The sequence below is a fragment of the Streptomyces doebereineriae genome (assembly GCF_031845645.1).
GTDB classification, from domain to species: Bacteria; Actinomycetota; Actinomycetes; order Streptomycetales; family Streptomycetaceae; genus Streptomyces; species Streptomyces canus.
The window spans coordinates 58,466-70,709 of sequence record NZ_JAVREZ010000034.1; the positions used below are offsets into that span (position 1 = coordinate 58,466).

At 67.2% G+C, this 12,244-nt stretch carries 8 protein-coding genes and 1 pseudogene; all 9 read right to left on the bottom strand.

The window, feature by feature from the left end; genetic code table 11:
• Nucleotides 1-95 precede the first annotated feature (95 nt).
• Entirely contained in the window at nucleotides 96-989 is an 894-nt protein-coding gene (locus RNB18_RS48645) for a carbohydrate ABC transporter permease (protein WP_069761662.1), read from the bottom strand.
• Entirely contained in the window at nucleotides 986-1,936 is a 951-nt protein-coding gene (locus RNB18_RS48650) for a carbohydrate ABC transporter permease (protein ID WP_266520755.1), read from the bottom strand. Before RNB18_RS48650 ends, RNB18_RS48645 begins: the two co-directional genes overlap by 4 nt.
• 214 nt (nucleotides 1,937-2,150) lie before the next feature.
• On the bottom strand, nucleotides 2,151-3,425 hold the full coding sequence (locus RNB18_RS48655; protein ID WP_079140908.1) for an ABC transporter substrate-binding protein: 1,275 nt from the start codon (nucleotides 3,423-3,425) through the stop codon (nucleotides 2,151-2,153).
• A 508-nt stretch (nucleotides 3,426-3,933) separates the two neighbouring features.
• Nucleotides 3,934-4,980 carry a pyridoxal phosphate-dependent aminotransferase gene (locus RNB18_RS48660; protein ID WP_311720578.1) on the bottom strand — a complete coding sequence of 349 codons (1,047 nt, stop codon included), beginning with the start codon at nucleotides 4,978-4,980 and terminating at the stop codon, nucleotides 3,934-3,936.
• Nucleotides 4,981-5,346: 366 nt separating this feature from the next.
• On the bottom strand, nucleotides 5,347-5,919 hold the full coding sequence (locus RNB18_RS48665) for a TetR/AcrR family transcriptional regulator (RefSeq protein WP_311720579.1): 573 nt from the start codon (nucleotides 5,917-5,919) through the stop codon (nucleotides 5,347-5,349).
• Between the two features lie 439 nt (nucleotides 5,920-6,358).
• Nucleotides 6,359-7,756, bottom strand: coding sequence for an alpha/beta hydrolase (locus tag RNB18_RS48670; protein ID WP_311720580.1), 1,398 nt, complete (start codon nucleotides 7,754-7,756; stop codon nucleotides 6,359-6,361).
• A 233-nt stretch (nucleotides 7,757-7,989) separates the two neighbouring features.
• A complete protein-coding gene (locus RNB18_RS48675) occupies nucleotides 7,990-10,386 on the bottom strand; it encodes a glycoside hydrolase family 2 TIM barrel-domain containing protein (RefSeq protein WP_311720581.1) in 2,397 nt (798 codons plus the stop codon).
• 225 nt (nucleotides 10,387-10,611) lie between these two features.
• Nucleotides 10,612-11,223: a TetR/AcrR family transcriptional regulator gene (locus RNB18_RS48680; RefSeq protein ID WP_311720582.1), complete on the bottom strand. Its 612-nt coding sequence runs from the start codon at nucleotides 11,221-11,223 to the stop codon at nucleotides 10,612-10,614.
• A 457-nt stretch (nucleotides 11,224-11,680) separates the two neighbouring features.
• Nucleotides 11,681-12,079: pseudogene (locus RNB18_RS48685) on the bottom strand (transposase); the annotation flags it as partial.
• Nucleotides 12,080-12,244: the final 165 nt, after the last annotated feature.

Consider the following 12,244-nt stretch of genomic DNA (forward strand, 5'->3'; position numbering starts at 1 on the left):
GGCACGGGGGGAAGCGGGTTGCAGCGTGCGTCGGCGGGAGGGGGCGGGGGAATTCCGCTCAGCCGCGTGGCCTGCCGGAGTGCCGGGCGGCAGGCCTACTTCACGCTCCCGGCGGTCAGGCCGGAGCGCCAGAAGCGCTGCAGGACGAGAAACGCGACGATCAAGGGGATCACCGAGAGGAACGCGCCGGTGATGGTGATGTTGTAAGGGATGCCTTGGTTCACCCCTTCCCGCCAGTTGGCCAGCCCGACGGTGACCGGCTGGAGTTCGTCGCTGTTGAGCATGAGCAGGGGCAGCAGGTAGTTGTTCCAGATGCTGACGAACTGGAACAGGAAGATGGTGACCAGCGCGGGGGACATGATCGGCATGGCGACCCGCCAGAAGATCCGGGCCTCGCCGGCACCGTCGAGTCGCGCGGCTTCGATCAGTTCGTCCGGTACCGACGCTCCGGCGTAGATGCGCGACAGGTAGACCCCGAACGGGCTGACGACGCTGGGCAGGAAGACGGCCCAGTAGGTGTTGACGAGATGGACCTGACTGAACATCAGGTACAGGGGCAGCGCGAACATGACGTCCGGGATCAGGACGGCGCCGAGGATGACGTTGAAGGTCAGGTCGCGACCACGGAAGGGGTACTTGGCCAGCGCGTACCCGGCCATGGCGGACAGCGTCGTGCTCACCGCCGCGCCGCCGATGCTGTAGAGGGCGCTGTTCAGCAGCCACCGGGCGAAGATGCCGTCCTGTTCCTGGAAGACGTCACGGATGTTGGTCCACAGGTCGAAGTGGGAGAACCACAGCCCGTTCGTGGTGAACAGGTAGCCGCTGTTCTTCGTCGCGGTGACCAGCAGCCACCAAACCGGGATGAGCGTGTACAGGGCGAAGAGCGCCATGACCGCGAACACGCCCGCCCGGCCGGCCAGCGATGACGTACGCAATCGCCCGGGAGGCCCGGCGGCGGCACGTGCTGCTGAGGGAGTGACGGTCGTCATGCGAAGGTGCCCTTCCGCTGGGTGAACTTGAGGAAGCCGAACGACAGCACGAAGGTCAGCAGGGCGAGGATGACCGACTGGGTGGCCGCGTAGTTGTAGTTGTTGATGTCCGCCGACTGCTGTGTGGCCAGGATCGGCGTGTAGGTCGGGGAGACGGTCGGGGCGACCTGACTCAGCACCGCGGGCTCGTTGAACAGCTGGGCGGTGCCGATGATGGAGAACACCGTGGTGAGGATCAGCGCCGGCCGTACCGCGGGAATCTTCACGTGCCAGGCGACCCGCCACCCGGAACAGCCGTCCATCACAGCGGCTTCGGTCAGTTCGCCGGGGATCGCCTGCAAGGCCGAGTAGATGATCAGCATGTTGAAGCCGGTCCAGGCCCACGTCATCATGTTGCCGATCGAGGCGAGCACGAGGTCGTCGGACAGGAAGTTCACTTCGAGCCCAAAGTGCCGCAGCGCGGCGGTGAACGGGCTGACGCTCGGCGCGTACAGGAACGACCACATGATCGCGGCGATCACGCCCGGCAGCGCGTAGGGCAGGAAGTAGATCTGCCGGAAGACCTTCTTGAACACGGCGCCACGCGAGTCCAGCAGCAGCGCCAGCAGGAGCGCCAGGCCCAGCATCACCGGCACCTGCACGATGCCGAGCGTGAACACCCGCAGGAACGACGACATGAACCGGCTGTCGTGCAGAGCCGTCACGTAGTTGTCGAACCCGGCGAAGACAGTCGTCGACGGTCCCAGTCCGAGGCCGCTGCGGCGCGTCCTGAAGAAGCTCTGGTACACCGCGTAGCCGATCGGTGCGAGCAACATCGCCGTGAACAACAGCCCGAACGGTGCCAGGAAGAGCACCGCGGAACGAGTGTGGCCACGGCCGGGGACACGCTTCGCTGCCGAGCCGGCGATGGGGTGGGCGAGAGCGTCGCCAGGCGTTCTTGTCGCCATGCCTGCTCCTTGCTCGTGAAGTGGTCCCGTGAAGTGAGGAACCGACTGGTCATTGGTGCTGGTCGGGCTGGTCGTCGCCCTGCGGGGGCGCGGGCGGTGGTGGCACGGGGGAGGCCGGACCCCCGCATGTCGAGGCCAAGTGGGTGAACCCGCGGCGCCGGCGCCCGGCAGGTCAGGAAGGCCGCCGGGTGCCCGCCGTCGTTCACCGCGCGCGTCACTTCCCGACGCTCAGCCCCTGGCTCTTCATGGCCGCGACGGTGCTGTCCTGGACGGAGGTCACGGTCTTCGGGATGGTGCCCTGCCCGGCTCCGGCCTTCTTGAGCCCGTCCTTCATGTCGGACTGAACCTGGCTCATCGTCGGGCCCCACACCCAGCCCGTGCTCGTGTTCGCGGCCGCTGTCTTGAACACGTCGTAGATGTTCTGTCCGCCGAAGTACTTCGACGGCTGGTCCACGGCAGGCAGCTGCTGTCCGCTCGTCGCGGCCGGGTAGATGCCCGTGTTCTTGATCAGATTGGTGACACTGTTGCTGTCGGTGCTCATCCAGGTCGCGAACTCCGTGGCTTCCTTCGGGTGTTCGCAGCCCTTGAGCACCACGGTCGCCGAGCCTCCGCGGTTACCGGCCGCCTTCTGCCCGGCGGACCACTGGGGCATGGGCGCCACGGCCCACTTGCCGGACAGCTCGGGCAGGTTCTTGGAGATCAGCGGAGCAGCCCACACGGCGCTGACGAGCGACAGCAGCTGCCCGTCCTGCACCTTCTTGAACCAGGCCGTGTCCAGCATCGGGTCACTGGTGACCAGCTTCTTGTCCAGCAGGCCCTGCCAGTACTGCGCGACCTTGCTCGTCTGCGGGTTATCAATGGTCACCTGCCACCGGTCGTTCGCGGTACCGAACCACTTGCCTCCGGCCTGCCAAGTCAGCGCCCCCAGGTCATAGGCGTCCTGTGGCGTGGTCGTCAGGTAGGCCGAGGGGTTCGCGCTGTGCACCTTCTGCGCGGCCGCGGCGAAATCGTCCCAGGTCTTCGGTGGCGAGATCTTGTACTTCTTGAACAGGTCGCTGCGGTAGTACATCGCCATGGGCCCGGTGTCGACCGGGATGCCGAACACCCTGTCGCCGACGCTGGACATCTGCCAGGTCCACGGCACGAACTTGTCCTTGCCGGCGTCGGCGTACTGGGAGATGTCCTCCAGCGCGCCGGTGGCGATGAAGTTCGAGAGGGTGTCGTAGCCCACCTGTCCGAGACAGGGTGCGTTGCCGGCCTTCACCGCGTTCTGCATCTTGGCGTAGCCGCCGATGCTGCCCGCCGGGATCTGGCTGTACTTGACCTTGATGTCGGGGTGCGACTTGTTCCACAGCGCCACGGACTTGTCGAGGCCGACCGCCGCCCCCCAGAACTCCACCGTCACCGGCTTGCCGCCGGAACTCGAACCGCCCGAGTCGCCGGACCCGCTACAGGCGCTGAGCGTGACGAGCGAGGCAACGGCCAACATGGCCCCAGCCCCCTTCACCCACCTTGAAGCCATGGGAACTCCTTCCGTCGGCCGTCCGCCTTGCGGAGCCTGCCGGTTGATCTGCGAGCGGCGTGTCGCGCACGGAGTCGTTGAGAGCTTCCCGTCATCGGGGACTCATCCCTACGAACACTGCCGAACGGCTTGCGATTGGGGTTTCACTTGAGGTGTGCGCCAGCCCTTGTTGGCCCGTCTGGCCTACGTGATGCGCTGGCCCCGCGGAGCAGGGTCCGAGGCTCGGAGTGCTTGCGTTCGAACTGAGCGGCTCACTCTGAAGTGCGAAGCGAATCTCAGTTGCGTCGACTATGGGGCCGGGTGCGCCGCCTGTCAACGCTTTCTCGTCGACTTTTGGTAAAGAGCCTGGCTCACCGAAAGGGCCGCTGGGCAGCACGGACTTCGGGACCTCTGTGACGCACTCGAGATCTCCGGGGGCCATGTGTATGCGCGCTGTCGGCCAGGCCGATATGTGATCGAAATCGAGGGGGCAGTGCTAAAGCGCGTTGATGACGTGCGTAAAGCGGCGCAGGCCCTCTTCGAGTGCCGCTTCGTCCGTGGCGAAGGACAGGCGTACGTGTCCCTCGCCCGACGGGCCGAATTCGGACCCGGCGCGTACGAGCACGCCTCCGTCGGCGAACCGTTGCACGAGTTCGACGGAGGGCAGGGCGCTGTCGATGCGGGGGAATGCGTAGAACGCTCCGAGAGGCCGGACGACGCTCACCGCGTCGAGACCGTCGAGGTGGCGCATGACCAGATCTCGCCGGCGCTGGAAGCGCGTCGAGAGTGCGTGCAGATCTTTGTCGGGAATGCGTAGCGCCTCGACGGCCGCGTCCTGGACGAAGGTGTTCAGAGGCCCATTGATCGTCCGGTGAACGAGGTTGATCTTTTCGGCGACAGCGGCGGCGGCGCAGATGAAACCGATGCGCCAGCCGGTCATTGAGTACGACTTTGAGAACGTGCCGGAGAGCACCACCCGGTCCCGCACAGAGATCAGTTCAGATGCCGAGGTGAACGTGATCTCGTCGAAGACGATGTCGCTGTATGCCTCGTCCGATAGGAGGTAGAGGTCGGGGTGGTCGCGGAGAATGGCGCCGACTCCTTCGATATCGGCTTTGGAGAACACCATTCCGGTGGGATTCACGGGATTGCACAGGATGAGCATGCGGGCTCCCGCTGCGGCCGCCGCGAGTTTGTGCAGGTCGATCGAGCCGTCAGGCCGCGTGGAGATCCACTCGGCCTTGGCCCCTGCCATGGCCGCGTGGTCCGCGTACAGGGAGTAGGTCGGTTCGGGGAGCAGTACTCGATCGCCCGGGTTCACCAGAGCGAGGACGGTGGCTGCGAGGCCGGCGCTGCCTCCGTGAGTGACGACGACATTCGCCGGGTCGACCTCGGGGCCCTGGGAACGCGCCAGGTGGGAGGCGATCTCCTGCCGGAGATCCGGCGACCCTGTGATCTGCGAGTAACGAGTGCGACCGGCGCGCAACGCCCGGACGGCAGCCTCCACCACTGGCTGCGGCGTGTTGCTGTCTGGTTCACCCATGGCCAGAGAGACGGCGCCCGGCACCGCAACGCCCAGCGTTTTGGGCCGCCTCGACGCTGCTCTGATGCGTTCCGGGAGAGAACCGGCCGTTAGGGAGGGGAGGGCGCTCATCCGATCTCCAGGGGGTCACGACGGATGTAAAGTGCGAGCACATTCTCACATCGTGATGAGCGGTACAAGGGTGGGGGCGCGGATGGGTCGGCCGGAGGCAGGTGGTTGCAGAGGTCCGAGCGGGTGCCCGGTGGGCGCGCTGTGGTCCGGTGGGCATGCCTGAAGCCCACCGCAGACGCCGTGGGTGGTTGGTTCCTGGTGCTGAGCTACGGCCCCCGCGGGGAGCCGCCCCTCACCGGCTGCCGGTCGTGTGCCTCAGGCTCCGGCCCAGCCCTGGAGAGCCCCGTAGTAGGCCGCCGTCAAACGGCTGATCGCTTCCTCCTCCGGGAGGCCGGTGCTGATCAGGTCCAGGATCTCGCGTGGATCGAACATGGCGTTGTACAGGAACAACGCGTGATCGAAATGATCGTCCGGCACGTCCAGGTGCCGCATCACACTGCGAATGGGGCGCTCCCAGGTGTCCCGGACCGGGGTGATCACCTCGTCGTTGTCGCGCAGGCGGGTGAGGAAGCCCGTGCGCGACCGGATCTGGACCATGGCAGGGCCGTAGCTGCGGACCAGACGAGCCCATTCCCGCACCACGTCCTCGAACAGGGCCGGGCCGGTCTTGGGGCAGTCGTGGCTGTAGTTGCGCAGCTGGACGATCACGCCGAGCAGGTAGGCCTTGAGGAGCTCCTCGACCGACGGGAAGTACCGGTAAGCCGTGGCCAGCGACAGGTCGGCCCGCTCCGCGATGACCGCCATGGTCATCGCGCCGGGCTCGGTCCTGAGCGCTTCTCCCACGGCCTCCAGGAGCTTGCGCCGGTTGCGGACCGCGTCGCGGCGCATACCGCGCCCAGCACCCTGTTCCTCGTTCCTGACCGTCAGGGGGAGCCTCCCGGGATGCTTCGTCGGAGAGGTGTCTCACCTCTGGACAAGACGATAGTGATGTCCGTCCGAGTCGCTCAAGCGGCCGGCCCTTGGCTTGTGCCGGGATGTGCATGAATTGCTCTGCCGAGCTGGTATCGAGGCTGCACCATATGGACTGTCATCGCCTCGGAGAGGCTGGTGCGAGCCTGACCACCGGCGGGGCACCGCCGGCGATGCCCTCGACATTCTCCGGGTTCGGTGACAGCACCCGTGGGCGCCGGCCGAGTCCTGTGCTCGTAACGGCCCAGCACTCGGCATGGCGGGTGGTCCGTCGTAGGGGGCGACTACCCGAAGGCGATCTTCCGCCGTCTTCCTCGGTGTCCCCCCGGCCTCAGACCGGCGGGCGAAGGGACGGATCTCAGCGCGGGGTGATCGTCACCTCGGCCCGGTTGAAGCGGGAGCTGTTGCCCCTGGTGTGGAACGGCGCGTTGTCGGGGCTGGGGCCCGTACTCGACGTGTCGGCCTGCGGCGAGTACTGCTGGTGCGGGTTGCCGGGGCCCAGTGCGAGCGGAATCGTCAAGCGCCCCTGGGCGTCAGCGGTGGCCGACCGCACTGAAGCTCCCGCGTGGTCGCGGACGGTGACGTGATACCGCCTGCCCGGTCGAGCCAGTGAGGGCGTCAGTACCGTGGCCGAGCCGTTCCCGACCACCGTGAAGCGGCGCTCACGGGCCACCTCCAGTGCGCTGAACTCGGTAACATCCCGCCGCATCCGTACGGTCCAGCCGTAGGCGCTGTACTGCGGCCTGATCGACGAGAAGGTGAACGACCGGGGAGTGGCGCGGTGCTGCGCGTGGCGGGCGAAGTAGGCCTTCAGGTGCGGTATCCAGTCCCGGAGGTCAGCCTGCCAGTAGGGCCATGTGTGGCTGCCGGGTCCGTAGTCGTGCCACCGGTGCCGGATGCCGAGATCCCGCAGGCGCTCGTGGAAGGACACGTTCTCCTGCCGGATCCGTTGTTCCGTGGCGTCCACGGCCTCGCCGTCGTGCCGGGGCTGGCCGTTGCCCGTGTACAGGGACATGTCCGTGTGGGCCAGATTGGCCGCCAGGTCCCAGGGGTTGTCCCCGCGCCAGCGGACTTCCTGCGTCGCCCACGGGCCCCAGAGGGAGGGGTGGAGCTGCTCGATGATGGTGCGCATCTGGACGTTCTGGTGGTCGACGTCTCCGGAGAACGAGCCGACGGCACCGAAGAGGTCAGGGTGCCGGGCGGCGTACGAGACCGTCCCGAACCCGCCCATCGACAGTCCGGCGGCAGCCCGCGCCCCGCGCTCGGGGATCGTGCGGTAGTGCTCGTCCACCCACGGGAGGAGCCTGTTGATGTGGAAGGTCTCCCACATCGGCCGGCCGCGGTGGCCGTTGTTCCACCAGTCGGCATACCACTCCGTGGAGCCGGCGTCCGGCATCACCACGATCGCGGGCAGGCCAGCAGTGATCTTCTCCGCGGCACCGTCCTGTGTCCAGCTCGAAGCGCTCTGCCCTCCACCGTGGTACAGGTACAGCACGGGGTAACTACGTCCCTTCTCTGCGTCGTAGCCATGGGGGAGCAGTACGCGCACCTTGGTCGTGCCGTCGAGAGCGGACGAGGTGAAGGTCAGCTCGCTGAGCCGCGGCGAGAGTTTCTTCTGATTCACCAGCGCGATGCCGGGTTCGGTGTGGGCTGCCGCGACTGCCTCGGCTGTCTTGGCGGGAGGGTGACTGCATCCGAAGACCATCACCGCGCTCAGAGCGAGTGCCGCGGGGATCCTCACGCGCCTGCCGTTCAAGATTGTCCGTCTCCTTGTCGTCATGTTTCGCTTCTCTGTCTGTTCCGGGCTCGCGGCGCGGACGGCAGGGCCGGTGCGAGACGCCCGCGGACCAGCCCGGTGGTCCTGGCCGACTCGCGGCCGAACTGGGGGTCTTGAGGTGAACGTGTCCTGGTCCCTGCGTCCGATGGCAGGGCGGCGGACCTGGATTCCGGCTGGGATCGAGGGGCGCTCGATGCCCAGCCGGGTCCCTCCTACGGGGTGGCGTCCGCGACGGTGTACACGGTGCTGTCGTCGTGGAACAGGACGCCCTCTCCAGGCTTGCTGACCTGGAGCTCGAGGTAGAGCGGCTGGTCGGTGTCCGGGGCCTCGAAGGCGAGTGGCAGTTGCCTGTTGCCGCCGAGTGCGATGCGGGTCTTGATCGTGCCGTGGTCGGTGACCTTCCCGTCGGAGGTGCCGACGTGGAGGCTCCAGGTGACGTTGACCCGGGTGCCGTGCAGGGTGTCGTTGAAGACCGTCAAGGCGCGGGTTGCCCGGCCGGGGCTGACACTGCCTGTGGTGGTGGGCCATTCTCCAGCTTCGTTGGAGATCTTGTTGGCGTTCCAGAAGCCGGTGTCGACGGCGGCGACAGGGTTGAACGCGTTCTGGATCAGTTGGATGTGGGGGTTGGCCCATGGGGCGGACAGGTTGTCCTCGCCGTACAGCGGATGCAGTCCCGCTGTCGGGTAACCCCATTCGACGTTGATGTCGGTGCGCTTGACACCGGGGACGACGGAGGACCAGAGGTCCAGCAGCGTGTAGGGCCGCACGTCCGAGGCACCCTGGCCACGCATCCGCAGGGACCCGGAGGCGAACCACACGGCACCCTGCGGAGTGTTGTCGCCGGGCCAGACGAACTCCGTTTGGCCCTGTGGCTTGCCGGCCGGTCCGTTGCAGACGCTCTCGGTGTAGGCGGCTGGGTATACCCCGTCGGCGTAGTGGCAGAAGACGGTGTAGTTGGCGTGCGCAAGATTGCCGGCGGTGGCGTCGACTGCGGAGTCGGTGCTGATGGGCCGGGTGGTGTCCATCGCCATGATCGTCTGGTACAGCGCCTCGTCGAACTCGGCACCGGCGCCCGGGTTGTCGGTGTAGCCCACGACCGGTTCGTTGGACTGGCTCCAACGCAGCACTGAGGCGTGGTTGCGGTCTCGCCTCACCAGATCGGCCGTGTGCTGAAGCATGTTGTCGCGGCCGGTGATGAAGTTCTGCCGGTTGTTGGAGCCACGGATGGCGGTCTCGTCCTGAATCATCAGACCGCGCGCGTCGGCGACGTCGAGCATGTAGGGCGTGGCCGGGATCTGGTGGATGCGGACGCCGCTGAAATTCAGCCGCAGATAGTTGTCCACGACCTGCGGCCAGCCGCCGTTGCCCTGCGAGGGCTCAAGGAACCCGGGCAGGGTGTCGTAGGCGTCGCTGCGGCCGTGGTGGTCGATGTTGTCGTAGTTCGCCCCCTGCAGGCTGTCGCCGCGGAAGTTGATGTGGCGCCCGTTGAGCTCGTAATGGTCTCCGTCCTGGGCGAGTTCGCGGAAGCCGAACCGAACTCGGGATCGGGAGGTGGTGATACCGGCGGTGGTGGCTTGCAGTCGCAGGTCGTGCAGCTGCGCGCGGTAGCCCGACCGGTGCGGGATGTTGGGCCACCAGTACGACTCCGAGCCTGCTCGCCACGACAGCGGACCCACGGTGATGGTCTTGGTGGCGTGGGCCGGGACCGTGACCATCCTGCGGGGGACGGCGGGGTACGCCCAGTTCTCGTCGTTCCAGGAGTCCACCGTCCCGGTCAGGCGCACCTTGCGCGCCATGCCGGTGGTGTTGGTGAGCTCGACGTCGTAGGTCAGGGTGCGGTCCGCGACCGAGGTCTGCACGAAGGTGTCGGAGATGTGCACCGCGGGGAAAACCTGGAGGTCGGCGGAGCGGAAGATGCCCTGAGCCACGTCGTCGGACCATGAGGCGCCCTCGGGCACGGTGTAGCGGCCGTCGTCCCCGATCAAGGCCTTGCGCCCCTCGACCCGCACTCGGATGAGGTGAGAGCTTCCGGGCTCGACATAGTCGCTGATGTCGAACACCGACGGCGTGAACGCCGTCACCTGGCTGCCGACCTTCCGGCCGTCGACCCAGACGGTGGCCCGGTGGTTGATCGCCCCGAACGCGAGCTTGGTGGCCTGTGGTCCCGCGATGTCGGGCACGCGGATGCGCCGCTGATAATCGGCGACCGAGAGGTCGTCCCAGCCCTGCTTGAGCCAGCCGCCGCCGGGCACCTCGATGGTGGTCGACTCCTCGGTGGCGGGGGTGTCCTCACAGGTCATCGGCCCCATCGTGGGACGCGGACCGGGGGTGCAGGTAGTGGTCGTCACGGGATCGAACTGCCAGGTCCCGGCCAGGTCGACGTTCTCGGCGGGCCGAGGCCCGGACACCCCGCCCAGGTAGGAGTGCGCGAACGTGGGCGCCGATGTCTCCGGCGGGGCACCCCCGGCGCCCGGCGCACCACTCGCCGTGGACGCGACCGTCGCGGGGGAGAACAGGCTGGCGCTGACAAGCGCTGTAGCCGCCGCGATGGCGCGGAGCCAGCGGCGGGGGCCGTTCCTGGACGGGACCCTGGTTGGACGGGTGGTCATCCCTCACACTCCTCAGGTCTCCCGAGCTCGGCTCGGCTGCGTCGCACATCAACGCCAGGCGCGAGGCAGTGTGATCTCGGCGCTCGCATACCGGCCTGGTCGAGGATCCGGAGAGACCCGCCGCCAAGTCAATACCTACTCGAAGTAAATTTTCGGAGTGCCTGCATCAGCGCCACGTCGGCTGCGGTCAAAAGGCCCGACGTGGACACCGGCCGACGGCGCGAGTCAGTCTTGGTGCGAGGTGTGGTCGACGAGGCAGGAGACGACCATGCGAAGAGCGGCGGTGGTGTCCAGGTCGGGGTCGAGCAGCCACTGGAGCTGCAGGCCGTCCATGAGGGCGGGGACAAGTTGGGTGAGGGCGTCGACGTCCACCGAGGCGTCCACAGTGCCTTCGGCGATCCGAGCCTCGATGTCACGCCGGCTCATGGCGCGCATGTGTTCGTAGCGGCGCTGGAACCACTCGTGTGCCGGGTGGTCGGGGTCGGTGGCCTCTCCGGCCAGCGCGGTGTACAGGCGGGCAAGCCCGGGTGAGCGCTTCGTCCTGGCCAACGCCCGTTCTGCCTCGCCCACCAGCGAGCCATCGGCGTCGTGCTCGATTGCCGCGGCCGCCAGGTCCCGCTTGTCCCGTTCCTCCAGCACCGCCAGGAGCAACTCCTCCCTGGAGCCGAAGTAGTGCAGCAGGCCCGGGCGGGTGATGCCGACGCGCGACGCGATTTCCTGCAAGGTGGAGTTGCGCAGCCCTTCTTTGGCCAGCACCTCAAGCGCGACCTCGATGATCTCCCGTCGCCGGGCGATCCCCTTGACGTACGGACCACGGGGAACGGGCTGACGACTCATGGCGCGAGAGTACTGGCGCGCTGGTCAGCACCACAAGAACCGACCGCGTGACGGCGGTGGCAGTGCTCCTCGGCTACGATCACGCGCCCGAGGTGACGCTGTCTCGTCGGCGGCCGAGCTTTTCACGGGCCGGGTTGGTGTGGGTCGTAGCAGCCGACGCCGCTCAGTCGTCGTCGGCCTCCAACACTCGGCGAAATACCTCTTCACCGCTCAACGATCGACACGACCGCATGCCAACCTCGACTGCCGCCCGGCTTGACGAACTGCCGGTAACAGGCCGATGTGCATCGTCCGCCGCTCTCGCTGCCGAGACCCTGGTGGAGGTCTTCACTCCGAAACCCGCCGAACGCTTCACCAACCGCTCCTTCGCCGGTCGGCAGCGGACACGGCGGTGAGTTCGGCGCGGGCCTCGGGCGGGTCGAGGACCTCGACGGTGGCACCCATGGAGAGAGCAGGCCGAGAGGACCATCTCATCGACGCGGGGCAGGCGCTTCTGTCGCTTCTTGACGATCTTCGGTTCGAAGGAGCCGTCGCGGTCGCGGCGCACGGTTATCTCCACCGGGCCCACGTCGGTCAGCACGGTCTTGGAGCGTTTGCCGTTGCAGGAGTTACCGCGGTTCTTGCCGGCCGCATCGTGCTTGTCATAGCCGAGGCGGTCGGTGATCTCGCCCTCCAGGGCTGCTCCAGCAGCCGCATGGGCAGCTGCCGGCAGCCCGCCCTCGCCGGTCAGTTGCAGACCCTCGGCCGCCTGGGCCCGGTGCACCAGTTCGTCGATCAAGTGGTCGTCCACGGCCTTCGCCGACACCATCTCTGCCGACTCGACAGACTTGGGATCGGTCACGTTCTCACTGGTCATCGATGTGTCTTCCATGATCGGGAGTTACATCGAATGTCTGGCTCTGGCCCGTAGTCGGTGGTGACGTTGGGTGCCCGTCAAGCGAGCAGAATGCGGTGGCGGAGGAGGTCGAATCCGGCACGTCCGTGCATCTGCCTCATGATCCGTTTGGTGCGGGTGTTGACG